This is a genomic window from Rikenella microfusus DSM 15922 (assembly GCF_000427365.1).
GTDB lineage: Bacteria > Bacteroidota > Bacteroidia > Bacteroidales > Rikenellaceae > Rikenella > Rikenella microfusus.
The window spans coordinates 204,543-229,593 of record NZ_KE386488.1; the positions used below are offsets into that span (position 1 = coordinate 204,543).

Annotated in this window: 17 protein-coding genes and 1 pseudogene; 11 read left to right on the forward strand and 7 right to left on the reverse strand. The window is 59.3% G+C overall.

What is annotated here, in order from left to right; genetic code table 11:
• The first annotated feature begins 177 nt into the window (after nucleotides 1–177).
• On the forward strand, nucleotides 178–303 hold the full coding sequence (locus tag RIKMI_RS15225) for a hypothetical protein (RefSeq protein WP_256620799.1): 126 nt from the start codon (nucleotides 178–180) through the stop codon (nucleotides 301–303).
• A gap of 84 nt (nucleotides 304–387) precedes the next feature.
• On the opposite strand, the pseudogene RIKMI_RS12650 reads toward RIKMI_RS15225, so the two are convergent.
• The 5 genes and pseudogenes from RIKMI_RS12650 to RIKMI_RS0101760 form a co-directional block, all read right to left on the reverse strand.
• A pseudogene (locus RIKMI_RS12650) lies at nucleotides 388–1,698 on the reverse strand (V-type ATP synthase subunit B); the annotation flags it as partial.
• An 18-nt stretch (nucleotides 1,699–1,716) separates the two neighbouring features.
• Nucleotides 1,717–3,477, reverse strand: coding sequence for a V-type ATP synthase subunit A (locus tag RIKMI_RS0101730; RefSeq protein WP_027290219.1), 1,761 nt, complete (start codon nucleotides 3,475–3,477; stop codon nucleotides 1,717–1,719).
• A gap of 957 nt (nucleotides 3,478–4,434) precedes the next feature.
• Nucleotides 4,435–5,439 (reverse strand): DUF2764 family protein, encoded by a 1,005-nt coding sequence (locus RIKMI_RS0101745; protein ID WP_027290221.1) that lies wholly within the window; start codon nucleotides 5,437–5,439, stop codon nucleotides 4,435–4,437.
• A 40-nt stretch (nucleotides 5,440–5,479) separates the two neighbouring features.
• Nucleotides 5,480–6,097, reverse strand: coding sequence for a hypothetical protein (locus RIKMI_RS0101750; protein ID WP_027290222.1), 618 nt, complete (start codon nucleotides 6,095–6,097; stop codon nucleotides 5,480–5,482).
• A gap of 862 nt (nucleotides 6,098–6,959) precedes the next feature.
• On the reverse strand, nucleotides 6,960–8,450 hold the full coding sequence (locus RIKMI_RS0101760; RefSeq protein WP_027290224.1) for a DUF4301 family protein: 1,491 nt from the start codon (nucleotides 8,448–8,450) through the stop codon (nucleotides 6,960–6,962).
• An 86-nt stretch (nucleotides 8,451–8,536) separates the two neighbouring features.
• On the opposite strand from RIKMI_RS0101760, the gene murB reads away from it, so the two are divergent.
• From murB to mtaB, 6 genes are all read left to right on the forward strand, one after another.
• On the forward strand, nucleotides 8,537–9,553 hold the full coding sequence (gene murB / locus RIKMI_RS0101765) for a UDP-N-acetylmuramate dehydrogenase (RefSeq protein ID WP_027290225.1): 1,017 nt from the start codon (nucleotides 8,537–8,539) through the stop codon (nucleotides 9,551–9,553).
• A 961-nt stretch (nucleotides 9,554–10,514) separates the two neighbouring features.
• A complete protein-coding gene (gene alr, locus RIKMI_RS0101775; RefSeq protein ID WP_027290227.1) occupies nucleotides 10,515–12,908 on the forward strand; it encodes an alanine racemase in 2,394 nt (797 codons plus the stop codon).
• Nucleotides 12,909–13,033: 125 nt separating this feature from the next.
• Nucleotides 13,034–13,318: a hypothetical protein gene (locus RIKMI_RS0101780; protein WP_027290228.1), complete on the forward strand. Its 285-nt coding sequence runs from the start codon at nucleotides 13,034–13,036 to the stop codon at nucleotides 13,316–13,318.
• 12 nt (nucleotides 13,319–13,330) lie between these two features.
• Nucleotides 13,331–14,359: a BF3164 family lipoprotein gene (locus RIKMI_RS0101785; RefSeq protein WP_027290229.1), complete on the forward strand. Its 1,029-nt coding sequence runs from the start codon at nucleotides 13,331–13,333 to the stop codon at nucleotides 14,357–14,359.
• Nucleotides 14,360–14,453: 94 nt separating this feature from the next.
• A complete protein-coding gene (locus RIKMI_RS0101790) occupies nucleotides 14,454–15,119 on the forward strand; it encodes an HAD family hydrolase (protein WP_027290230.1) in 666 nt (221 codons plus the stop codon).
• A 610-nt stretch (nucleotides 15,120–15,729) separates the two neighbouring features.
• Complete coding sequence (gene mtaB / locus RIKMI_RS12660; protein WP_051214228.1) at nucleotides 15,730–17,079, forward strand: tRNA (N(6)-L-threonylcarbamoyladenosine(37)-C(2))-methylthiotransferase MtaB; 1,350 nt, start codon at nucleotides 15,730–15,732, stop codon at nucleotides 17,077–17,079.
• A 546-nt stretch (nucleotides 17,080–17,625) separates the two neighbouring features.
• On the opposite strand, the gene RIKMI_RS0101800 is transcribed toward mtaB, so the two are convergent.
• Both RIKMI_RS0101800 and glyA read right to left on the reverse strand, forming a co-directional pair.
• Nucleotides 17,626–18,492: a bifunctional 5,10-methylenetetrahydrofolate dehydrogenase/5,10-methenyltetrahydrofolate cyclohydrolase gene (locus RIKMI_RS0101800; RefSeq protein ID WP_027290231.1), complete on the reverse strand. Its 867-nt coding sequence runs from the start codon at nucleotides 18,490–18,492 to the stop codon at nucleotides 17,626–17,628.
• A gap of 803 nt (nucleotides 18,493–19,295) precedes the next feature.
• Entirely contained in the window at nucleotides 19,296–20,576 is a 1,281-nt protein-coding gene (gene glyA, locus RIKMI_RS0101810; protein WP_027290233.1) for a serine hydroxymethyltransferase, read from the reverse strand.
• A gap of 155 nt (nucleotides 20,577–20,731) precedes the next feature.
• On the opposite strand from glyA, the gene fabG reads away from it, so the two are divergent.
• From fabG to RIKMI_RS12665, 4 genes are all read left to right on the forward strand, one after another.
• Nucleotides 20,732–21,478 (forward strand): 3-oxoacyl-[acyl-carrier-protein] reductase, encoded by a 747-nt coding sequence (gene fabG / locus RIKMI_RS0101815; RefSeq protein WP_027290234.1) that lies wholly within the window; start codon nucleotides 20,732–20,734, stop codon nucleotides 21,476–21,478.
• Between the two features lie 408 nt (nucleotides 21,479–21,886).
• Nucleotides 21,887–22,987: a phosphotransferase enzyme family protein gene (locus tag RIKMI_RS0101820; RefSeq protein WP_027290235.1), complete on the forward strand. Its 1,101-nt coding sequence runs from the start codon at nucleotides 21,887–21,889 to the stop codon at nucleotides 22,985–22,987.
• A complete protein-coding gene (locus RIKMI_RS0101825) occupies nucleotides 22,980–23,600 on the forward strand; it encodes a carbohydrate-binding family 9-like protein (RefSeq protein WP_027290236.1) in 621 nt (206 codons plus the stop codon). Before RIKMI_RS0101820 ends, RIKMI_RS0101825 begins: the two co-directional genes overlap by 8 nt.
• Nucleotides 23,601–23,680: 80 nt before the next feature.
• Nucleotides 23,681–24,883, forward strand: a complete 1,203-nt coding sequence (locus RIKMI_RS12665; protein ID WP_115356409.1) for an alpha/beta hydrolase — start codon at nucleotides 23,681–23,683, stop codon at nucleotides 24,881–24,883.
• Nucleotides 24,884–25,051: the final 168 nt, after the last annotated feature.

Genomic DNA, 25,051 nt, shown 5'->3' on the forward strand with positions numbered 1-25,051 from the left:
CAAAAAGACTTTCCAGAGGCCGCCCTTCGGGCTGCCACGCTGTAACTACCCTTTGCATTTGCTATGCAGGAGGGGCATTACAATGGGAATCGCCGGCCCCCTCCTGCATAGCAAAACCTGGGGCGACACGGCATTAGCATCCCGCAGGGATGCGTTCGGAAGTTTTTCTGGTTCTCTTTGTTCACAATCGACGCTGCCAGCGAACCCAAAGACCGCGAGCTGGCTTTGGTAAGCGGCGAGGAGAAAAACGAGCGTAGCGACGTTAAAGAGAACAGTACCCTCGAACCTAACGGTACGAAATAAAGGAACGGATTAATTATCGCCGAGCGGTTCCATATCTCCTTTGAGGGCCGCCGCCGCATCCACCCGGCGGGCCGGATCGTCCGTCGGCCAGTACTTTTTGAGGATCGCCTCCTTGATCGCCACCTCGCTCGGCGAGAAATACTTCGCGAAAAGTTTCCACGCCGTATCCAGCATCTGCGTGATGTCGATATTGATGTCGATCGCCAGCAACTCCTCCGAATATTCCTTCGCGAACGCCAGCGTACGCTGGTCGTAATCCGAGAGGTCGAACCCGTTTTCGAGCTTGGTACGCGCGTTGGCCGCATCCGAATAGAGGCGCACCGCCGCATTCATCACCTGCGGATGGTCCTCGCGCGTCTTCTTGCCGATCACCAGCTGTTTCAAACGCGACAGCGAACGGAACGGGTCCACGATCACCTTACCTATTTCCGCATCGTTACGCAGGAACAGCTGCCCTTCGGTGATATACCCCGTGTTGTCCGGGATCGCATGCGTGATGTCCCCGTCGTTCAGCGTCGTCACCGCGAGGATCGTGATCGATCCCCCGTTGGGCAGCTGCACCGCCTTTTCGTAAATCTTCGCCAGGTCGGAATAGAGCGATCCCGGCATCGAGTCCTTCGACGGAATCTGGTCCATACGGTTGCTCACGATCGCCAGCGCGTCGGCATACAGGGTCATGTCCGTCAGCAGTACCAGCACCTTTTCGCCCTTATCGACCGCGAAATATTCCGCCGCCGTCAGCGCCATGTCCGGTACCAGCAGCCGCTCCACCGGCGGGTTGTCCGTCGTGTTCACGAACGACACGATGCGGTCCAGTACCCCCGCGTTGTCGAATACCGTCTTGTAATACAGGTAGTCGTCGTTGGTAAGCCCCATCCCACCCAGGATGATCTTGTCCACCTGCGCCCGGAGCGCCACCATCGCCATCACCTGGTTGTACGGCTGGTTCGGGTCGGCGAAGAACGGGATCTTCTGTCCGGACACCAGCGTGTTGTTCAGGTCGATGCCCGCGATGCCCGTCGCGATCAGCTCCGAGGGCTGTTTACGTTTGTAGGGGTTCACCGTCGGGCCGCCGATCTCGCGTTCCTCGCCTTCGATCGGCGCGCCGTCCAGCGGTTCGCCGTAGGCGTTGAAGAAACGTCCGGCCAGTTCGTCGCTCACTTTCAGCGTCGGCGGATGGTGTAGGAACACCACCTCCGCGTCCGTCGGAATCCCTTCCGTACCCGCGAAAACCTGGAGCGTCACGCTGTCCCCTGCCACCTTCACCACCTGCGCCAGACGGCCCGCCACAGTGGCCAGCTCGTCGTTCGCGGCCCCTTCGGCCCGGAGCGTCACCGTCGCTTTGGTGATCGCCGTCAGCTGCGTATATATTTTCTGAAATCCCTGAGTCTCCATAAGATAAGCGCCTCCGTGTTAGTTCTGTTGTTCTTTGAGAATATCCTGCACCGCTGCGTAGTGCCGTTTGAAGTCGTCGCTCTCGAACGTCGAGAAGTTCATCTGCCGCAGTTCGTTGATAAGCCGTTTGTAGTACGACACGCACGCTTCGAAATCCGCGAAATCGAACTTCCGCCCGCAGATGTCCATCACCAGATTGAACATATAGACCTGCCGCTCCATCGGGCAGTTGGCATCGGTGGGGTCGAACGAGTCCTGTTGCAGGATGATGAAGTCCAGCAGTTCCGATTTCCAGTAGCGGTCATGGTACTCGACCGGCACGCCGTCGTCGCCCAGAATGTTGATCTGTTCGAACGCCTCTTTGCCGCGCTGCACCATCGCTTTCGAGGCCAGCACCTTGGTCACCCAGTCGTCGCCGTAGTTTTCATCCAGGTAACCGATGATTTCGGGGTATTCGAGGTATTTCGAGTAGCTTTCGAGCGGGTCGATCGCCGGGTAGCGTTTGGAGTCGGCGCGCGCCTGCGAGAGGGCGTAAAAACACCGCGCCGCCTTTTTGGTCGATTCGGTGACGGGTTCTTTCAGGTTACCCCCAGCCGGCGACACCGTCCCGATAAAGGTAACCGAACCGGTCTGCCCGTTGTTCAGATAGACGAACCCGGCGCGGGCGTAAAAGTTCGAGATGATGGCCGACAGGTCCACCGGGAAAGCGTCCTGTCCCGGCAGCTCTTCCAACCGGTTCGACATTTCGCGCAGGGCCTGCGCCCAGCGCGAGGTGGAGTCGGCCAGCAACAGCACTTTCAGCCCCATCGCCCGGTAATATTCGCCCAGGGTCATGGCCGTATAGACCGACGCTTCGCGGGCCGAAACGGGCATGTTCGACGTGTTGGCGATAATCGTGGTACGTTCCATCAGCTTGCGTCCCGTGCGCGGGTCGTCCAGTTCCGGGAATTCCACGAAGGTTTCCACCACTTCGTTGGCCCGTTCGCCGCATGCCGCGATGATGATCACGTCGGCGTTGGCCTGTTTCGAAATCCCGTGCTGCAACACGGTTTTACCGGCGCCGAACGGCCCGGGGATAAAGCCGGTCCCGCCTTCGGCGATCGGGTTGAAAGTGTCGATGGCCCGGAAGCCAGTCTCCATGGTCTTGAACGGGCGCGGTTTGTCGCGGAATGCGGTTACGGCCACTTTCACGGGCCATTTCTGCACCATCGACAGGCCGTGTTCCACGCCGTCGGCATCCACCACCGTAGCGATGGTGTCGGTGATCTTGTAATTGCCGGCCGGGGCGATCCATTTCAGGCGATAGGTGCCTTCCATCTTGAACGGTACCATGATTTTGTGCTGAAGCCACCCTTCGGGTACCCAGCCGAGCCAGTCTCCGGCGCGTACTTCCTGATTTTCGGCTGTTGCCAGGGGGGTGAAGTCCCAGCGCGATTCATAGTCCAGCGGGTCGTTATATTCGCCGCGTTTGAGGAATACGCCTTCCATCGCCTTGAGGTCGTTTTGCAGACCGTCGTAAATACGTGTCAGGATACCCGGCCCGAGGGTCGCTTCGAGCATGTGCCCTTCGAACTCCACGCGCGTGCCGCCTTTCAGGCCGCGGGTGCTTTCGAACACCTGCACGTACGCCTTGTCGCCGATCACTTTGATCACCTCGGCCATCAGCCTCACTCCGCCGTCCATCAGGATGTAACAGATTTCGTTCTGCGACACCGGACCCGAAGTCCTGACTGTCACCAGGTTGGCAATAATACCGATTACTTCGCCCGTTGTTTTCATTTATGGTCGTTTTTTGCTTTTTGATTTCTTTCGTGTCGTTGTCGTTTCCGGTCCGTCCGATCGGCGGAGCCGCTTCGGGGGGACGCAATGTCGATATCTAACGGTATTTAACTGTACGGTTAATCGTCCGCGTAGCGGTCAGCCCGGAGCCACCCCCGGCGAAGGGCTGCAACCTGCGGTCTTGCCCTCGCTGGCTCCGGGCTTGAATCCGCAAATTAAAAGTAGGTTTAATCATATGTCTGTCGCCGACGGGCGTTTGTTCTTTCTTCGCCCGCTTATGCCGCGGGGCACCGGTTGCGCCGGACGCCTCATGCCGGCGGGGCACTTACTTTTTTGCGCGACCAAAAAAGTAAGCAAAAAAGTCGCCGGGAATGCGATTCCCCGCTCCCAACTCCCGTCGGAACGGAAAATCGCACATTCCCGGGCCAGCAGTCTTTACCCGTACTTCGGGTACAGAGTAAGACGCTGGAAAAAGGAATTTTTAAACCTACGGTTAATCACAATGTTCTCCCTTAGTCAGGCCGGAGCCACCCCCGGCGGCGGCCTGCAACTGCGCGGTGCTTGTTGCGGCCTCGCTGGCTCCGGCCGACAATTATATAAATTAACCGTACGGTTAAACTGTTTTACCCGTTCGGCTTTGCGCCCCCCCGAAGCGGCATAGCCGCTTGGGCGCGAAAGCCGGCGATTCTTATGAATCGCATCAATAAAAACCCTACGGTTAAATTAGGTTTCCGCGTCAGCGGCGGGTCGCAGCCTCCCGTAGCGGAGATCCGGTGCCGCCGGGCACTCCAGCCGGGCTGTAAGTACCCTATCCCCCGCAGGATGCGGCCCTGCGCAAAACATACCCTTATTATTACCAATCGGAGCCGACGCAAACGCCTCGTTTCCGTCCCCCTCCCCCGATATGCCCGGCCCCTCGGTCTGTCCCATTATCGGCCTGCCAGCCCCGCACGAACGCTATCCCCGCGTCCCGCCCACCGACTCCGCAATCTTCTCCGGATCGGTCAGCGCCGATACCATTTCGCGGAAGTTCCCGCGCCCCTGCTCGGCATCCAGCGACGCCCAACGGTGCAGGATATTGAGACGGATCAGGTAATCCATGATTCGGCCGATCCCGAAATAGTCGTGTTCCGCCAAGTCGTCCGCCATCTGACAGCGCAGCGCGTCCATCCGCCTCTCCCGCTCCACGAAATCCTCCGTTTCCAGCACCTGCAACAACTCTTCCGCATACGGGAAACGGTCTTTCATGCCGAAATCCGCCGCCTGCCCGCCGATCAGCGCGTCGCGTACATCCCGGTTCTCCTCCACGATCATCCCCTCTTTCTGCTCCGGCGTCAGTCCCAGCTGGCGCGCCTTGTACGCCGCCACGATATTGCGTACCATCCGGTCGTATTCGGCCCATGTCCGCAGGTATTCCGGCACCGCGAACCCGCCCGGCCACATGTCCGTCCGGAACCAGCCGCCGCCCTGTTCTCCAGCTGCGCCGCAGGCTTTATAAAAACTCAGGAACAGTTCCCGCTCCAAATCATCCTCCGACAACGGCGCGAAATCGTCCGGCTCCGGCACGGCGTCCGACCCGCCGTGCCCCCGGAAACGGTCGATCACCAATCTTACCGCCCCCGGCAACGCCAGTTTCGCCTCGCGTTCCGCCATCTCCTCCGGCAACGGCTGGCCCGCCTGTTCCCCCTCTCCGCCTTTCCGGTCCGTCAGAAAGGCTATCTCTTCGCGCGACAGGTTCCCCAGCTCGTTGAAGGGCAACTTCGTTCCCCTCACATGCCCGATGATGTTTTCTATATCGTAATAAGTATAAAGCAACTCCACCGCCCGACGGTCCCGCGGCGACAGTTCGCCCATGATCTGAGCCTTGATCTGCGGCACGTCCACGCGCAGCCCTCCCGACACCACGTTGTCGATGTCGAACGGATACTCCGTCAGTCCCGCGACCAGATAATAATACTGCATACGCCCGAATTTCCTGGATTAAACAATCTCCGCCCGGAGCCTACTCGCCGGCCTCCCCGAACAGCAGCCCCGCCACCTTCGGCCGCAGGTACGACCGGAACAGCGCGTCGAAATCCGCATCGGCGAAGCTCACGTAATACCCTCCTTCCCGGACCTGGATCCGGAACGGTACGCGTACCCTCGCGTCGGTCACGACCTCGATTCCGCCGTCGGCTCCGAACCGTTCGGCCAGCGCGTTTTTCACCGCCTCGACCAGTTCCGCGCCCCGGTTTTCGGGCAACACCACCCGCAGGCCGTTTTCGGCTCCGATCGACTGTACGGCGGCCACCGCCAGCTCTTTGATAAAGGAGTCGTCGCGCCAGGCATCGCTCACTTTGGGCGAGAGCACTTCCATCTGCACCATCGTCTCCACCTGCTGGCGCAGCGCGCTCTTGAGCTGCCCCGCGGCCAACCGTACTTCGTTCTCCGAATTGGCTTTGAGCTGCGCGGCCTCTTTTTCCGCTTTCGCGACGATCGTTTTGGCTTTGTCCTGAGCTTCGGCCACGATTTTTTCCGCATCGGCATGCGCTTTGGCCAGTATCGCCTCCGCTTCGGCCCGTCCTTTCGACAGCCCTTCTTTGTACAATTTCTCGGTGAGTTGTTGCAGTTTGTTTTCCATGATCTTATGATGCGTTTTTATTCTTATCATTCCATATCGGACATCCGGACAGACGAAGGACAAACCGCAGGCGCCGCCCGTTCCCCGCGTTGCCCTCCCGCATATCCGTTCCGTTCGTTCTGCGTATGCCCTCTATCTCTACCGGAGCCGGCGCCAAAGGAATGCGCATTTCAAAGCGTACGGTGAAATTTATATATTGTCGCCCGGAGCCAGCGAGGGCCAAACGAGCTTTGCGAGTTTCAGCCCTTCGCCGGGGGTGGCTCCGGGCTGACCGCTACGCGGACAATCAACCGTAGGTTTAATTGTAATGTCTATCGCCGACGGGCGTTTGTTTTTCTGCGCCCGCTCATGCCGCAGGGCACCGGCTTCCCCGGACGCCTCATGCCGGCGGGGCACTTGCTTTCTTGAGCGGGCAAGAAAGCAAGCAAAGAACCCGCCGGGAATGCGATTCCCCGCTCCCGACTCCCGTCGGATCGGGAAATCGCACATTCCCGGGTCAGCAGCCTTTACCCGTACTTCGATACCAATGTAAGAAGCCGGAAGTGCTTTTAAACCTACGATTAAAAACAAGTTTCCGCGTCAGCGGACGGGCCGGACGCCTCCCCCCCCGGTAGGCCCGGTGCCGCTGGGCACTCCAGCCGGACTGTAACTACCCGAGACCTCCCGGGCGCCCGACCCGAATGAAAAATAACCGTAGGTTTGTAAATGTACTGTCTGTCGCCGACGGATGTTTCCCGGTTTTCTTCGCCCGTTCACACCGCGAAGATACCGGTTCTGCCAGAACTTTATGTCAGCGAAGCATCCCCTTTCCTCTTCTCCCCCTCCGCATATGTCGAAAAGGACGGCTCCGGAAAATTCCGGGCTACTGGTGCTGCGGCCGGAGCAGGTCGGCCACCGTTTTGACCGGCGCGAAGGTCGTGATCGGCACCTCCACGAACACCGTGTTCCAGTCCGCCATCGCCCCGTTCCACAACCCCGGCAATTCCTGCGCCTTCAAACTGCGTCCGTCCTTACTTTTTTCGGATATAAAACCGGTTTTCTTATCTATATATTGTGTCAAGTCGAATTTATTTCCTTTGAAATCGCGTACAGCGCAAACCAGATCGACCGGATTGAAATGCGTTCCTCCGCCCATCAGTTTTTCGCGTACAGCCGGGTCGATCTGCGACGATTCCGCGATCTGGAGCGACAATGCCCCCGGCATCCCCAGCGACGTTTCGGCCCAGAACGGCCCCCCGCCCGGTTCCCCCTCGTTGCGTACCATGCCGCACACCCGCAGCGGCCGGTCGAGCACCCGCCTCAGCTCCGCCAGAGTCGGTTCCGCCCCCGCCGGGAACCGGTAGCACAGTTTCTCTTCGATGAACTGGCGCACTTCCGCAGCGAAAGCCGCGTCACCCGCCTTGCCCGCGCCTCCGTCGATCGCCTTCAGATACGAGAACACCTGCTGCTGCAACTCCAGCGCCACCGCCGCCAGCGCCTTCTTGTACAGCACCGTATCCCCTTTCAGGTGATCCGGCACCACATTATCTACCGTCTTGATGAAAATCAGGTCCGCGTCGATTCGGTTCAGGTTCTCGATCAACGCCCCGTGGCCGCCCGGGCGGAACAGGATCTCCCCTGCGGCGGCATCCCCTTCGCGGAACGGCGTATTGTCCGGATTCACCGCGATCGTGTCCGTCGAAGGCTCCTGCACAGAATAAGTGATTTCGTACTCCACTCCGTATTTCGAAGAAAAAGCCTCCAGCCGCTCGTTCACCAGCGCCTTGAAATCGTCCATATGCTCCGGCGATACCGTGAAATGGATCCGCGCCGGGCTGCCTCCGTACAGGGCCACCTCCACCAGATGCTCCTCCATCGCCGTGCGGCCTCCGCCCGTATACTTATGGAACTTGATCAGCCCTTTCGGTTTTTTGCCCAACCCCAGGCCCGTCCCTTCGGCCGGACTTCCCCCGACGATGGCCGAAACCACCGCTTTCGGATCTTTCATAGGGATATCCAATGCCGCCAGATCTTCGTAAAAAGCGAATTTCTCCAGCCCCGAGAGCACCGCCTCCACCGTCGCGCTCGCCTTATTCTCGCCCGCATATTCGTACAATTCCTTGAACATGCGCGAGGCCGCACCCGATGCCGGCACGAACTTTTCCACCGAAAGCCGGCAGACCGACTTCCCGTACAGCACGGCCAGCTCCGCCGCCTTCTCGGCATCCAGTTTCCGGATACCGTCCCCGACCACCGCCGCGCGGTCGATCGCCAGGTACGGGAACCCCGTACGGAATGCTTCCAACTGTTCTTCGACCCGTTCCGGAGCCATGCCCCTTGCAGTCAGTTGAGTCAAGTCTTTCTGGGTAAACATATCTCGTCTTTCGATGGTGATAACAAAGTCTAAAGTTAGGTATTATTTTTAAATTTGTAACACCTTAACAGTCCCGAAGCGACAAGATGACCAATTTTTCCGACAATTTCACACTCCGCGGCCGTAATACCTTCGGCCTCGACGCTACCGCCCGGCACTGGGCCGAATTCCGCACGAACGACCGGTTGCGCGAACTGATCCTCGCCTGCCGCGAACGCGACCTTCCGTGGTATGTGCTCAGCGGCGGCAGCAATATCATCCTGACGGGCAATTTTCCCGGCGTCGTCCTTCATCCGACGGCCGACGGTATCTCGGAACCCGAACCCGGTCTGGTGCGGGCCGAAGCCGCCGTCGTCTGGGACGATCTGGTGGGCTGGGCGGTGGAACGCGGTCTGGGCGGGCTGGAGAATCTGTCGCTGATCCCCGGCTATGCCGGCGCCGCCCCGGTTCAAAATATCGGCGCGTACGGAGCCGAGGCCAAGGATACGATCGAGACGGTCGAATATTTCGATACGGAGACTCTCGAAACGGTACGTATCGCAGGAAAAGATTGCGCTTTCGGCTACCGCGATTCCGTTTTCAAAGGTCCGCTGCGAGGGCGGGCCGTCGTCACGGCGGTGGAGTTCCGGCTCGCGCCCGAAGCCGGTGGGAAATATACCTATAATATAGGATACGGAGATTTGCGAGACCGGGTCATGGAGCTGGGCGGCCCTTCGCTGAAAAATATCCGGCGGGCCGTGATCGCCATCCGCCGGGAGAAGCTGCCCGATCCCGCAGTCGCGGGGAACGCCGGGAGCTTTTTCAAAAATCCCGTCGTCCCGGCCGGACAGGCCGAGGCATTGCGGCGACAGTACCCCGACATGCCGGGTTACCCGTGCGATAACGGGACGCAGGTCAAGATTCCGGCGGCCTGGCTGATCGACCGTGCGGGCTGGAAAGGTTTCCGCTGCGGTACGGTGGGCGTTCATCCCCGGCAGGCGCTTGTGCTCGTGAATCTCGGCGGCGCGACCGCGCAGGAGATTCTGAACCTCGCCCGACGCATCATCTGCGACGTGGAAAAAAAATTCGGCATCACGCTCTCGATGGAGGTGAATATTCTCTAAGAAAAGCCCGCGCGGACCGAAAAACACAGAACAACCGAAAGGAGAGACACCGCCCGCAGACCGTAAAACGCAGGGTTGCGTTGTACGGTTTTGTCTTTTTTCGGTTCAGCGGATGGTTTCCTATCCTTCGGCGGTGAATCTCGAAAATCACCCGGAGCCGTTATCCCCGATTTTCATGCAGTAACCCCGTAATCCGTAAAACCGAAGCCCGATTATATTAAATACAGACCTTCCCGGTCGGTTCGGCGGCACCGCCGAACCGACCGGGAATGCTCTCTGCTGTCGGGGGACGGCGCGAGCCAAAAACGTATCGACGAAAACCAATGGGTATATCGAAGTATATAATAGGGTGTATAATCCGGACACCCGGGAGGTTATGGGTAATTACAGCCCGGTTTGTCTGCTGACGCGGAAATTTATATTTTCATCGTACTTTTAATTTGTAGGTTCAAGGCCGGAGCCAGCGAGGACAAGACCGAGCTTCGCGAGTGTGGCAGCCCTGCGCCGGGGGTGGGTTGCCGTTCCGGCTTCCTCCTGGCGCCTCAGTTCGGGCTGGCCGCTACGCGGATAATTAACCACACTGTTAAGAGTAAAATTCTGTGTCAGCGGGCGGGTCGGACGCCTCCCCACAGGAGCCCGGTGCCGCTCGGCACTCGAACCGGGCTGTAACTACCCAAGACCGGGCGTCCAACCTTAAATCTTAGAAATAACTGTAGGTTTAAAAAGTTCTCCCGACTTCTTACTTTGGTATCGAAGTACGAGTAGAGACTGCTGCTCCGGGAATGTGCGATTTCTTTGCTTTCTTGCTTGGTCGCACAAGAAAGAAAGTGCCCCCGCGGCACGAGCGGGTGAAGAAAGGACAAACACCCGCCGACGCAGGAGACAGGTTTTCCCGACAATATTTATAACCGTTCTTGGGGTAAAACCTTAACTTTGCGAAGCCGATAAAACTGGCTCCGTTATGGACTATACCCTATCCCACATAGCCGCCGTTACGGGCGGTGCTCTGCACGGCGACGACCGGCGCGTCGCCGCCGTCGCTACCGACAGCCGCAACAGCATCGCCGCGCCGGGCGAAACCCTGTTCGTCGCTCTGGTCGGTCCCAACCACGACGGCCACCGCTACATCGAAGAACTCTACCGCCGCGGTGTCCGCAGCTTTCTCGTCGGATACGTCCCCGACCCGCCCGCGGCACCGATGCCCGATGCGTCGTTCGTCACCGTTCCCGATACCCTCGACGCATTGCAGGCCCTCGCCGCATACCACCGCCAGCAATACAACGGCACCGTAGCGGCCATAACGGGCAGCAACGGCAAGACCGTCGTCAAGGAGTGGATCGCTCAGCTCTGGCCGGAGGGCGCCGGCCGGCTGTTCCGCAGCCCCCGCAGCTACAATTCGCAGTTAGGCGTAGCCCTCTCGCTGCTGATGATCCGGGGCGACGAACAGTTGGTCGTGATCGAAGCCGGCATCTCCCGCCCCGGCGAGATGGAACGGCTCGAAGCCATGATCCGGCCCCAGATCGGTATCCTGACCAATATCGGCGCCGCCCACGGTGAAAATTTCAACTCCGACGAACAGAAACTGGACGAAAAACTCAAACTGTTCCGCAATGCCGAATCGATCATCTACCGCGCCGACATCCCCCTGATCGCCAAACATATCGGCAAACGGTACGGGAAATGCCCCGAACGGTTGCACGGCTGGCGGACCGACCTGGCGACCGGCCTCGCGGAACACTTCGGCGACTACGCCTCGCGCGAGAACGCCGCCCACGTCGTCGCCCTCTACCGGTTGCTCGGCATCGCGCCCAAGCCTCTCGACGGGTTGCAGCCCGTCGCCATGCGGCTCGAACTGCGTGAAGGGATACTCGGCAGCACCGTCATCAACGACTCCTACAACAGCGACCTGACCTCGCTGGGCATCGCGCTCGACTACCTCGACCACAACGCCGGCGACCGGCCCAAAGCGCTGATCCTGTCCGACATCCTGCAGGCCGGGCTGAAATCCGACGAATTGTACCGCCAGGTCGCCGCCCTCGTCCGCGAACACGGTATCGCCGATTTTACCGGCATCGGCCCCGGCATCGCCTCGGCCGCGCACCATTTCGTCGCGCTGCTCGGCTCGGAACATGTCCATTTGCACGCCGCCACCGACGATTTCCTGCGCCATATCGACAAGGAACGTTTTGCCGGCCGCTTCATCCTCGTGAAAGGGAGCCGCGCGTTCGGTTTCGAGCGTATCAGCCGGATGCTGGAAAAACGCACCCATACCACCACCCTCGAAGTGAATCTCGGCGCGCTGGCCGCCAACCTCGGCCACTTTCGCGCCATGCTCCGCCCCGGAACCCGGGTGATGGCGATGGTCAAAGCCCACTCTTACGGTACCGGTTCGGTTGAAATCGCCGCCATGCTCCAGCACGAAGGAGTCGATTACCTGGCCGTCGCCTTCGCCGACGAAGGCGTCGCCTTGCGCGAAGCGGGCATCCGCCTGCCGATCGTGGTACTCAATTCCGATCCCGGCAGCTTCGCCGTGATGGCCGACTACGATCTCGAACCCGAAATCTATTCGTTCTCTTCCCTGAAAGGCTATGCCGCCGAAATACGCAGCCGGGGGATTACGGAAGCGCCCATCCATCTGAAGATGGACACCGGCATGCACCGCCTCGGTTTCATGCCGCAGGAGCTGCCGGAACTCTGCGTCCTGCTGAAAGACGAACACGCGGTGAAAGTAAGGTCGATATTCTCGCACCTGGCGGCTTCCGAAGACCCCGCCGAAGACGATTTCACCCGCGGGCAGATCGCCCTGTTCACCCGGATGAGCGGCCGGATCGTCGAAACGCTGGGCGATCCCTCTATCCTGCGACACATCTGCAACAGCGCAGGCATCGCCCGTTTCCCCGAAGCCCACTTCGACATGGTGCGCCTCGGCGTGGGGCTTTACGGCATCGAAGACCCTGCGTTGCAGGCGGCGGCCACGCTCCGCACGCAGATCGTGCAGATCAAGACCCTCGACAGGGGCGATACGGTGGGTTACAACCGCCGGGGCGTAGCGACCGGGCCGATGCGGACGGCAACCATCCCGATCGGCTACGCCGACGGCATGGACCGCGGCCTGGGACGCGGGGCGGGGCAGGTCTGTATCCGCGGGGTATTGTGTCCGACATTCGGCAATATCTGCATGGACACCTGCATGATCGACATTACGGCCGTACCGGAGGCCCGCGAAGGGGACGAGGTGGTGATCTTCGGCGAACGGCCGACGGTGCGGGAGGTGGCCGAGGTGCTGGGTACCATCTCGTACGAGGTGCTGACTTCGGTGTCGGCCCGCATCAAGCGGATTTATGTGCGGGAATAACGGCCCCGGCAGAGAAAACCGGATTTCGATTCTGTTTAAAATTTGTATGATGTCATTTTGTATTACTGTGAAACATAACCATAAAATCATATGGTTATGAACAAGAAAAAATTAGCCCGGTTAAAATGCTGACGATCGTTGCCGCCTTGTCGCTGGGCGCTGGCGTATTTACGGCCTATCGTCTGGCGCAGCCCGAACCGCAGGTCTCCGATCTGACCCTCGCCAATATCGAGGCGCTCGGCCTCGATACGGACGAAACGGGAATCGTCGTCGGCAAATGCGGCAATAGTTTTTTGTACAAGTGCGAAGCCACTTGCTCCAAATGCGGTGAGAAACTAAGCGCCGGTTGGCCCGGTCCCAAACTTCAGGCGATGGGGCCGTGTCCCAATTGCGGTACATGGATTCTCTAATTTTCGTCCGACATGCGTAAAATCCTGTTTACGTCGTTTCTCGGTCTGGCGTTGGCCGGATGCGGACGGCAGCAGCCTTGCGAGAACTATGCGCCGCCCGTGTTCCCCGCTCGTTCCGTCCCGCAAACGGAAGTGCTTCGCGATTCGCTTGTCCTGTACGGTTCCGGCGCCATGGCTTTATATAAAGACTGGCTGATCGTCGCCTCCCGCCATGCGGACGGATGGGTCCACTTTTTCGACAAGCATACCGGCGAGCGGATCGGCATGGCGGTTCCTCCGGGGAAAGGACCGGGAGAGGCCGTCCAGGTCTCGACGATCGACGTTTCGCCAGCCAATGGGCGGCTGTTCGTGACCGACCGATCGACCTACAAGATACTCGAATTCGACCTCGATTCCCTGATCCGGTATGGGAAACGGCTCCCGGAACGCGAGTTTACCCTGCCGGATTCCGTAACTACGCCGACAAAGATGTGGCATACGGCCGACGGCATTTTGTCGAGAGGATCGGGAGTTTATGGTCAGGCCCGTCTGGCCCGGTTCCGCGACGGGATTTGTACGGCCCGGTACGATACCTATCCGGCGGCGGAAGACACCGCCTTGATGCGGAAAAGCTATGTCGATTGCACGGCGACCGTATCGCCCGACGGCTCGAAAATGGCTTTCGGGCTGAAATACGGGTGCGTTCTGGAAATCCTCGACCTGCGGGACGGCGGTATCCGTCCGTACGCCGTGCGTTATTTCCATAAACCGGAAATGGCCGAAGGCGCCGCAATCGGCCCCAACGAAAAGACGGTTTTCGGGTTCGGAGATATCAGCTCCACCGACCGCTATATCTACGGCACTTACCGCGGTACCAAAGAGATGGATGCCATTCATGGCATCGCGGTCTTCGACTGGGATGGAAACGAACGGCATTTCTATCAGATCGATAAGTTGCTGATCGATTTTTGCGTGGAACCCGACGATTCTGTTCTTTACGCTGTCGAACTCGACACGCAAAACGGGGAATTTCGGCTCGTATCGATTCCGTTGGAGGTCTGAGACGACCCAAAGCCCCGAAAAAACGTTACCTTTGCGACCGCCTGCCTCGATCGATATACGGCAGGCGGTTTTTCATTTCCAACATTCGCGACCTATGCTTCAGGCTGCTCTTTTCGATATGGACGGCGTAATCGTCGATAACCGCGACGCCCATTTGCGCGCTTTCGCGGAGTTCGCCCGCCGCCACGGCATACCCGGCTTCGACACCTCCGCCCTTTTGCCCTATTTCGGTTCCACCAACGCCGTCATCATGGGGCATCTCTTCGGTCGCGACGACATTCCGGCCGGGGAGGTCGAACGCCTCTCGCAGGAGAAAGAAGCGATCTACCGCGAACTCTACGACCCCGTCATGGAACCTGCCCCCGGCCTTATGGAATTGCTGGCAGCCTTACGGGCAGCCGGCGTAAAAATCGCCGTGGGCAGCTCCGCGCCGCGGGTGAATGTCGATTTCGTCCTCGACCGCTGTCGTATTTCCCGGTATTTCGATGCCGTCGCGTCCGGTTCCGAAATCACCCGCAGCAAACCCGACCCGGAGGTCTATCTGCTCGCGGCGAAAAAATTGGATGTACGGCCCGACCATTGCGTCGTTTTCGAAGACGCCTTCGTCGGCATGCAGGCCGCCCGCAGCGCCGGGGCCAAAGTGGTCGCGCTCGCTTCTACTTTCCCGCGCGAGACGATCCGGCAGCGCGGCGACTACGACCTGCTGGCAGACGGTTTCCGGGATGTCTCCATAGGCGACCTGCGGAACCTCTGGGAATAGGTGCGGCTGTTAGTCAAGAGGTACATTGGGAAATGGAGTACATATCGCCCGCGCGACTTTCCGGTCATAAAATATATCCCGGCCATTTAACTGTAGGGTTAAATGTTAAGGACATGCTTTGCGACCTTCCGGTCGCGCGGGCCGCAGCCTCCCGCAGCGGAGGCCCGCTCGCTCGCGATACTCGTTCCCGTGCCCCGCAGGCTGCGGGCCAGATAACCCTACGTTTTTATTGATGCGATTCTTTAGAATCGCCGGCTTATTCGCCCCCAAGCCGCATTGCGGTTTTTGCGGTGCCGCCGGACCCTCCGACCGGGTTATAACTTCCCGTTCCCCGCAGACTGCGGTTTTGTTCGAAAAACAATGCTATTTTTGCGATGCTGGCTCCAACAGTACCGCCGGACTCGTTCGGGGGGGCTGCTCCACCGCGGAGAGAACCTATACAAAACAGACCGGCACAACGCTATTTACGATTGCCGGAAAGACTGACCCGTGTCCAAGGGACGAAATCTTCTGCACGGGCATACCGATATATACGGTCAGTCTCCGCAAAAAACGCTTTCGGACAGCCCGGCAACAAGGCTGTACCGTTCAAATCCATAAACCGACCGAAATGGAAGTCCGAACGCTCAAAGTCGCTTTTTATACCTTAGGCTGCAAACTCAACTTTTCCGAGACCGCAACCATCGCCCGCCAATTCGAAGAAGGCGGCTATGCCCGTGCCGCGAAAGGAGAGCGGGCGGACATCTGCGTGATCAACACCTGTTCGGTGACCGAACACGCAGACAAAAAATGCCGCCATGTCGTGCGGCGGGCGGTACGCGAGAATCCCGGCGCACTGGTAGCCGTAACGGGGTGTTACGCCCAGCTCCGCCCTCAGGACCTGGCGGCCATCGAAGGGGTGGACATCGTGGTCGGCAATAACGAAAAGGGATCGCTCTACGCACAGGTGGCAGCGATGTTGGGGCGGGGCGAACGGCGGCTCGAAGTGCACACATGTGCCGCCGAGGAGATACGTTCGTTCTTCGCCGCTTTCTCGACCGGCGACCGCACGCGGGCCTTTCTCAAAGTGCAGGACGGCTGCAACTACCGTTGTTCGTATTGTACGATCCCGGACGCGCGCGGGGCCAGCCGCAACATACCGGCGGCCGAGCTGGTCGGCGAGGCGGAACAGATTGCGGCGCGCGGCGTGAAGGAGATCGTGCTGACAGGGGTCAATATCGGCGATTTCGGCCGCACGACGGGGGAATCCTTCCTGCAACTGGTTACGGCGTTGGACGCGGTGAAAGATATCGAACGGTACCGCATCTCGTCCATCGAGCCGAACCTGCTGACGGACGAGGTGATCGCGTTCTGCGCCGCGTCGGAAAAATTCGTACCGCATTTCCATATTCCTTTGCAATCGGGCAGCGACCGGATCCTGCGCCGGATGCGGCGGCGGTACGACACGGGGCGTTTCGCGGAGCGGATCGCACGGGTAAGGGAGGCGATGCCGGACGCTTTTCTGGGTATCGACGTGATCGTGGGCTTTCCCGGCGAAACGGAAGATGACTTCGCGGACGCATACCGTTTCCTGGCGGAGACGATCCGGCCTGCTTACCTGCATATCTTTCCCTATTCCGTGAGGCCGGGGACGCCGGCGGCGGAATTCCCGCAGCAAGTGGCGCCGGAAACAGCGGCGGAACGGGTGGCCCGTTTGGGGCGGTTATCGGCGGAATTGCATGCGGAGTTCTGCGCCCGCTTTACGGGGCAGGTACGGCCGGTGCTGTTCGAATCGACGATGCGGGGAGGCCGCATGACGGGTTTCACGGACAACTATATCCGCGTGGCGGTGCCGTACCGGCGGGAGTGGGTGAACCGGATCGTACCGGTGGAACTGGGAATGCCGGCTTCCGCCGTGCCTGAAGCCTCGGGCTATGCGGGAGGCGATGAATTCCTGACCGGCCGGATACTCGCCGAATAATTCCTCTCTCTCCGGCCTGCCGCCGTTACCCGCGAGTACTCCCGGAAGGACCGGTTTTCCCTACCTGTATCCGGCCGTCCGAGAACCCGATGACGCTCCCCAGCCGGATCGGCCCCCTTAGCCTTCAGACTTTATTACGACTGCACTGTCCGATGCCGGCGAAGATTGTTTGCGCCTTGATTCCGGGTGGCTCCGGGCAGAAAAAGGAAACATTCGACAGATAACCGCAGGTTTATCATATGCTTTCGCCGACGGGCGTTTGTTTCTCTTCGCCCGCTTATGCTGCAGGGGCACCAGCTTCTCCGGACGCCTTATGCCGACGGGGCGCATACTTTTTTACCTACGGTTTGCCGGTGGCTTCCTCGCGCTGCCTCGCCAAAGTCCGCAAGCGGCCTTTAGGTCTCAGTACGCAGCTCGGCTGCTGCGTCGGTTCGGGCTGGCCGCTACACAGTGGACGATTAACCGTAGTTTTTCCGAATACCCTGCCGGTCGATCCCATTTCCACTCCCATTCGGTCGCCTGGAGAGGGGAACGGCTCCGGGGCGTTTATTTCCCGTATATGGTTCCTTTGGCTGCGAGCAGCGTGTTTTTCATCAGGCTCACGATCGTCATCGGTCCTACTCCGCCCGGTACGGGGGTGATGTAACTGCATTTCGGCGCCACTTCGTCGAATTTCACGTCGCCTAACAGTTTCCAGCCGTTCCGGGTTTTGTCGCTCGGTACGCGTGTGATCCCGACGTCGATCACCACGGCGCCCGGTTTGACCATATCGGCGGTGACAAATTCGGCTTTGCCTAAAGCGGCGACCAGAATATCCGCCGAGGCGCAGATCTCTTTCAGGTTTTCCGTCCGGCTGTGGCACAAGGTAGCGGTGCAGTTGAACTCTTTGTCCGAGAGCAGGTTTGCCATCGGACGACCGACGATGTTGCTGCGGCCGACCACCACGCAGTGTTTTCCGGCGGTCGGTATCCTGTAGTACCGCAACAGTTCGCAGATCCCTTCGGGGGTCGCGGAAACGTATGCGGGCAGCCCGAGGATCATCCGTCCCACATTGACGGGGTGGAAACCGTCCACGTCTTTTCGGGGATCGATGGCTTCGATTACTTTCTGTTCGGAAATGTGTCTCGGCAGCGGCATCTGCACGATAAAGCCGTCCACCTGCGGGTCGTCGTTGAGTTTGCCGATTTCGGCGAGCAGGGCGTCTTCGGTGATGGTATCTTCGAAGCGCAGTACGGCGGAGTTGAACCCGATCTCTTTGCAGGCTTTCTCTTTATGCCCTACGTAGGTCTCGCTGGCACCGTCGTGCCCAACGAGAATCGCTACCAGGGTGGGTTTACGCTCCATTACGGCGACTTCTTCGGCCATCTTCCGCTTGAGCGCGGCGGCTACTTCTTTCCCGTCGATCAATTCCATAATTTTATCTGTTTATCCGTTCGTTTATTCAGTACGTTAAGTTTTGAAGCAACCGTTCTTTCTTTTCAAAGAAAGAACCAAAGAGCCGACGCAGCAACCGGGCGCCATGGAGCTCGTTCGGATGGCACTCGGCTGTTGCGTCGTTCGGGCTGGCCGCTATGCGGACGATTAACCGTACGTTTCTTTGTAATGGGGCGCAGCCTGCGGGGAACGGGAACGAGCTGTGCGAGCGAGCGGGCCTCCGCTGCGGGAGGCTGCGGCCCGCGCGACCTAAAGGTCGCAAAGCATGTCCCGATTACTTAATCGTACGATTAATTATGGCCGGAGCCAGCGGGGCCGTAACAAGCACCGCGCAGTTGCAGGCCTACGCCGGGGGTGGTTCCGGCCTGACAAAGGGAAAATTTTACACAAAATCGTACGGTTTAATTGTACTGTTGTCTTTCGCCGACGGGCGTTTGCTCTTTCTTCACCCGCTCATGCCGCGGGGGCACTTACTTTTTTGCGCGACCAAAAAAGTAAGCAAAAAAGTCGCCGGGAATGCGATTCCCCGCTCCCGACTCCCGTCGGAACGGAAAATCGCACATTCCCGGAGCAGTAGTCTCTACTCGTACTTCGATACCAAAGTAAGAAATCGGGGGTACTTGTAAACCGTAGTTTTTTTATTGATGCGATTCATCAGAATCGCCGGCTTTCGCGGTGCCTCCGGGCACTCCGACCGGGAGTTTGCTCCGATGGGGTGGGCGCAAAGCCGAAGGAGTGCCAGCTTAACCGAAACGGACGGTTAAAAATCGGGAGCGAAAGGTTTACCAGGTGAAAAGCGGGAAACCCTCCATCAGCGCATTGACCTCTCCGCGGACCGCCGCGATAACCCCCTCGTCCTCCGGCGCGTTCAGCACCCGGTCGATCAGTTCCACGATTACCGGCATATGCTCCTCCCTGAGTCCCCGCGTCGTGATTGCCGGCGTACCCACCCGGATGCCCGAAGTCTGGAACGGCGAACGGCTGTCGAACGGCACCATGTTCTTGTTGGTCGTAATGTCTGCCGCCACCAGCGAGCGTTCCGCCTGCTTGCCCGTCAGTTCCGGGAACTTGGAACGCAGGTCGATCAGCATCAGGTGATTGTCCGTTCCGCCCGAAATGATCTTGTATCCCTTCGCCACGAATGCCGCCGCCATCGCCTGCGCATTCCGCTGCACCTGTTTTTGATACGTTTTGTATTCCGGTTTGAGCGCCTCGCCGAACGCTACCGCTTTGGCCGCGATCACATGTTCCAGCGGCCCCCCCTGTACGCCCGGGAACACCGCGCTGTTCAGGATGGCCGACATCTTTTTCGTTTCGCCCTTCGGCGTCTTCACCCCCCACCAGTTTTCGAAATCCTTGCCCACGAGGATGATCCCCCCGCGCGGGCCGCGCAGCGTCTTGTGCGTCGTAGAAGTCACCACATGCGCCCACTTCACCGGATTCTCCAGCAATCCCGCGGCGATCAGTCCCGCCGTATGCGCCATATCGACCCACAGCACCGCCCCCACCTTGTCCGCAATCTCGCGCATGCGCTTGTAATCCCATTCGCGCGAATAGGCCGAAGCCCCGCCGATAATCATTTTCGGCTTGTGCTCCAACGCCAGCGCCTCCATTTTGTCGTAATCGATCGTTCCCGTCTGCTCGTCCACCCGGTAGGCCACCGGATGGTAGAGTATCCCGGAAAAATTGACCGGCGACCCGTGCGTCAGGTGTCCCCCGTGCGCCAGGTCCAGCCCCATGAAGGTCTCGCCCGGTTTCATCACCGACAGGAATACCGCCATATTGGCCTGCGCCCCCGAATGGGGCTGCACGTTGGCATATTCGGCCCCGTAAAGCTCGCACACCCGGTCAATCGCCAGCTGTTCCACCCGGTCGATCACCTGGCACCCCCCGTAATAACGGGCATTCGGGTACCCTTCGGCGTACTTGTTCGTGAGGACGGAGCCCATGGCCTCCATCACCTCTTCGCTGACGAAGTTTTCGGAAGCGATCAGTTCGATGCCGTGCATCTGGCGGGCGCGTTCCTGCCCGATAAGGTCGAAAATGGCTGTGTCGCGGTTCATTTCCTGTTCGGTGTTTATGATGGTTGGTTACGTAATATCCCGTTCGAAAGAAAGTTGCCGTAAAGGTAGGTAAAATTTCAAAGCCCGGCCACTCCCTCGTCCCATATCCGGGAAAAATGTTACCTTTGTCTTATATAACCAACATACAGCAAAGCATGAAACTTCTCGAAGGAAAAGTCGCTGTCATTACGGGCGCGGCCCGCGGTATCGGCAAAGCCATCGCCCTGAAATTCGCTCAGGAAGGGGCCGCCGTCGCCTTTACCGACCTGAACGAAGACGACAACTTCCGGAATACGGAAAAAGAGATCGCCGCACTGGGCGTCAAAGCCAAAGGTTACGCCTCGAACGCCGCCGACTTCGCGCAGGCCGGAGCCACCGTCGAACAGATCGTCAAGGATTTCGGCCGGGTGGACATTCTGGTGAACAACGCGGGCATCACGCGCGACGGTCTTCTGATGCGCATGACCGAACAGCAGTGGGACATGGTGATCAACGTGAACCTCAAATCGGCTTTCAACCTCACCAAAGCCGTCATTCCGTTCATGATGAAACAGCGTTCCGGTTCGATCGTGAACATGAGTTCCGTAGTAGGGGTCAGCGGGAATGCCGGCCAGGCCAACTATTCGGCCTCGAAAGCCGGGATGATCGGTCTCACCAAATCGACCGCCAAAGAGCTGGGGTCGCGCGGCATCCGCTGCAACGCCATCGCGCCGGGATTCATCATCACCGACATGACGGGCGCGCTGCCGGAAGACGTCCGTAAGGACTGGGAATCGAAAATTCCGCTCAAACGGGGCGGTACCCCGGACGACGTGGCCAACGTCTGCACTTTCCTTGCTTCGGACATGGCCGGGTACGTGACCGGACAGGTCGTGCACTGCTGCGGCGGGATGAATATGTAATTTCTCCCCCCTATCAAACGCAGCAGGCCCTCTTCCGAAATACGGAAGAGGGCCTGCTGCGTTCCGCCCCTGCCGCGCTCTCCGAAATAGGTTCCATAGATCCGCACAATCAGTGACAGAGGTCGGATATCCGGTAGTGCCGCATCGAGCCTGGCAGGAAAACGGGCCTCCCGAGGGGGGAGGCGTCCGGCCCGCCCACTGACGCGGAGATTTAGTTTTAGCCCTACCTTTTAAAAAAAGATATACAGCCGTCCGCACGACCGATACCGGACATAGGACTTCGCATGGCGTCACGCGCTCGCAATCCCCCGGACAAACAAGCCCGGAAATTTCCGAAAAACCATTATCTTTATCCGTCGAACCGACCGCAAAAGGCCGGCAACGAACCCATAAACCAACCCGAACCGCATGAATCAGACATTACGTGCCATCGCCGGCCGTTTCCAGACCGAAGGCGAAATCGCCGTCGTGCGCCCCTTAGGCGAAGGTTTCATCAACGACACCTTCATCATCGAAACCGCCTCGGCCCACACGCCGAACTACATCCTCCAGCGGAAAAACCGGCACATCTTCACCAACATTCCCGCCATGATGGAAAACATCGTGCGCGTGACCAACCATCTCAAGAACAAAATCATCGCCCGCGGCGGAGATCCCCGGCGCGAAGCCCTGACCGTAACCCCCGCCCGCGACGGCAAGCTCTACTACAAAGACGACGAAGGCGAATACTGGGCCGTGTGCGAATTCATCGACGGCACGATCGCCTATCAGAAAGCCGACACGCCCCGGCTCGCCTACCAGGGAGGCAAAGGGATCGGCCGTTTCCAGGCCATGCTGGCCGATTTCAGGGAACCGCTGACCGACATCCTGCCGGGCTTCCACAATATCCGGTTCCGTTTCAAACAGTGGGACGAAACGTTGGCCGCAGACCCTGCCGGACGCGCCGCCCAGGTGGCCGAAGAGATCCGCTGGATCGAAGACCGGCGTGCAGAGATGCTCGCGTTCTGGCGCTTGGTCGAAGAGGGTACCATTCCCGCCCGCGTGACCCACAACGACACCAAAATCAATAACATCCTGTTCGACAAACAGGAGAACGTACTCTGCGTGATCGACCTCGACACGGTGCTTTCGGCCACATGTCTGAACGACTACGGCGACGCCATGCGTTCGTACACCAACACCGGGCTGGAAGACGACCCGAATCCGGACAACGTATCCATGAGCCTCGACATTTTCAAGGCCTATACCGAAGGGTACCTCTCCGAAACCCACGCGTTCCTGACCCCCGCCGAAGCCGAACACCTCGCATTCTCGGCCAAATACATCACCTACGAACAGGTGCTGCGTTTCCTGATGGACTATATCGACGGCGACCGCTACTACAAAATCAAGTCCCCGGACCACAACCTCGTGCGGACGCGGGCGCAATATAAACTCCTGCAAAGCATGGAGGCGCAATACGCCGACATGCAGCGCATCGTAAAAGAAGAGCTGGAACGTTATGCTTAAGATCCCGAAAATCGACGCGCCGGCTCTTCCGGCGGAACTGACCGGATCGTCCGGCGCCGTGGCCTGCAACAACTGGGCGGCCGACTACCCTTATGCTCCGAAAACGACCTTCACGGCCGCCCACAACGGCACGCACCTGCTGCTTACGTTCCGCGTCGAGGAGGAGTGCACCAAAGCCGAAGTAACCGAAGACAACGGCCCCGTGTGGACCGATTCGGCCGTGGAATTTTTTATTTCGTTCGACGACACCGGTTACTACAATTTCGAATTTTCCTGCATCGGCAAAGCCCTGCTGGGCTTTCGCAAGACCAAACCCGACGTAACGCACGCCGCCCCGGAAGTGATGCGTACCATCCTGCGCCGTTCGTCGCTGGGCGGGACGAATTTCGCGGAACGCCGGGGCGACAACCGCTGGGAACTGGACGTGGCGATTCCGGCAACGGCCTTTTTCGCACACCGTTTCGCCTCGCTGGACGGACTGAAGGCACGCGCCAACGTCTATAAGTGCGGCGACGACCTTTCCCGGCCCCACTTCCTGTCGTGGCAGCCGATCGGGACCGAAAAACCCAACTTCCATGTGCCGGAATATTTCGGCGACATCGAATTCGAGTAGTCGTCGGCTCCGGCCCGCCATGGGGAGATCGCTCTCCGACTTTGGGTAAAGTCATTCGAATCGAAAAAAAACACAACCCTATGCAAACCCGACACATATTTGCCTTCATGGCCGCCGGCCTGATGTTCGGCGGCGCGGTATCGACCGCTTCGGCTGCCGAAAAGGCCCTCACCCGGGCCGCCAGCGACGCCCGGTCGAAAACCATTGTCGAAGAACGCCGCGCGAAACTGCGCCAGGCGCTCGCCGACGAATGGAAAAACCACGAATTCACCAACGGGGAGTACCGGATGAAATTCTGGGACACCATCTACGGGCCGAAAGAGGCGCCTGCGGACGGCCGCAGCCTCTACATCTCGCTGCACGGCGGCGGGGGCGCCCCGCCCGAAGTCAACGACCAGCAGTGGGAAAACCAGAAAAGGCTGTACAGCCCCGCTGAAGGGCTTTATTTCGTGCCCCGTTCCCCGACCGACAGCTGGAACATGTGGCATCAGGAATACATGGACGATTTCCTGCGCAAGGCTATCGCCGCCGCCGTGCTTTTCGAAGGCGTGAACCCGGACAAAGTCTATATACTCGGCTATTCCGCCGGGGGCGACGGGTTGTACCAGCTGGCCCCGCGACTGGCCGACCATTGGGCCGCCGCTTCGATGATGGCCGGTCATCCGGGCGACGCGCGGCCCGAATCGCTGCGGAATCTGCCGTTCGCCATCTACATGGGCGGACAGGATGCGGCTTACGACCGCAATTCGCTGGCACGGCAGTACAGCACCACGCTCGACAGGCTGGCCATCGCGGAGGGCGAGGGAACATATATCCACGATACGCATATTTACGAAGACTGCGGCCACTGGATGCTGCGCCGCGACACGATCGCGATTCCATGGATGGCGCAGTTCACGCGGAACGTCTATCCGAAACGGGTGATTTGGGTACAGGACGATGTGCTGCGCGATAACTTCTACTGGCTCGGCGTACCGGAAATCCACCGTCGCGCAGGCGCCAGGATCGTGGCGGAGATCGACGGCCAGACGGTTCGCATCGAAGAGAGCGACTCGCCGGTGGTATTGGTGGGCCTGAACGACGGGCTGGTCGATCTGGACAAACCGGTGACGGTGGTGTTCGGCGACAAAACGGTCGCGACGAAACGTTTCCGCCGCACGGCTTCGGCGCTGGCGCAACCGCTGAACCGGAGCGCCTACAGCCTCGACGCTCCCTATCCGGTACTGCTGAAGATCGAAAAAGATGCGAATACCAAAGCGGGAGCCACGGTTTCGCAACTCTGACCGCTTTAACCGTCCGTTTATCCGTACTTTGGTATTGGAGGGTACTGTTCCTTTTGTGAAAAAGGAACCGGAAAACCGACGCAACTGCCGAGTGCCATCCGAATGAGTTCGATGGCGCTCGATTACTACGTCGGCCTTTGGTTCTTTTTTGAAAAGAAAGAACGGTGG

Coding starts and splice junctions, on each gene's coding strand:
- RIKMI_RS0101730 (WP_027290219.1), bottom strand. CDS start 3,477: ATGAAAACAACGGGCGAAGTAATCGGTATTATTGCCAACCTGGTGACA.
- RIKMI_RS0101745 (WP_027290221.1), bottom strand. CDS start 5,439: ATGCAGTATTATTATCTGGTCGCGGGACTGACGGAGTATCCGTTCGAC.
- RIKMI_RS0101750 (WP_027290222.1), bottom strand. CDS start 6,097: ATGGAAAACAAACTGCAACAACTCACCGAGAAATTGTACAAAGAAGGG.
- RIKMI_RS0101760 (WP_027290224.1), bottom strand. CDS start 8,450: ATGTTTACCCAGAAAGACTTGACTCAACTGACTGCAAGGGGCATGGCT.
- murB (WP_027290225.1), top strand. CDS start 8,537: ATGACCAATTTTTCCGACAATTTCACACTCCGCGGCCGTAATACCTTC.
- alr (WP_027290227.1), top strand. CDS start 10,515: ATGGACTATACCCTATCCCACATAGCCGCCGTTACGGGCGGTGCTCTG.
- RIKMI_RS0101780 (WP_027290228.1), top strand. CDS start 13,034: ATGCTGACGATCGTTGCCGCCTTGTCGCTGGGCGCTGGCGTATTTACG.
- RIKMI_RS0101785 (WP_027290229.1), top strand. CDS start 13,331: ATGCGTAAAATCCTGTTTACGTCGTTTCTCGGTCTGGCGTTGGCCGGA.
- RIKMI_RS0101790 (WP_027290230.1), top strand. CDS start 14,454: ATGCTTCAGGCTGCTCTTTTCGATATGGACGGCGTAATCGTCGATAAC.
- mtaB (WP_051214228.1), top strand. CDS start 15,730: ATGGAAGTCCGAACGCTCAAAGTCGCTTTTTATACCTTAGGCTGCAAA.
- RIKMI_RS0101800 (WP_027290231.1), bottom strand. CDS start 18,492: ATGGAATTGATCGACGGGAAAGAAGTAGCCGCCGCGCTCAAGCGGAAG.
- glyA (WP_027290233.1), bottom strand. CDS start 20,576: ATGAACCGCGACACAGCCATTTTCGACCTTATCGGGCAGGAACGCGCC.
- fabG (WP_027290234.1), top strand. CDS start 20,732: ATGAAACTTCTCGAAGGAAAAGTCGCTGTCATTACGGGCGCGGCCCGC.
- RIKMI_RS0101820 (WP_027290235.1), top strand. CDS start 21,887: ATGAATCAGACATTACGTGCCATCGCCGGCCGTTTCCAGACCGAAGGC.
- RIKMI_RS0101825 (WP_027290236.1), top strand. CDS start 22,980: ATGCTTAAGATCCCGAAAATCGACGCGCCGGCTCTTCCGGCGGAACTG.
- RIKMI_RS12665 (WP_115356409.1), top strand. CDS start 23,681: ATGCAAACCCGACACATATTTGCCTTCATGGCCGCCGGCCTGATGTTC.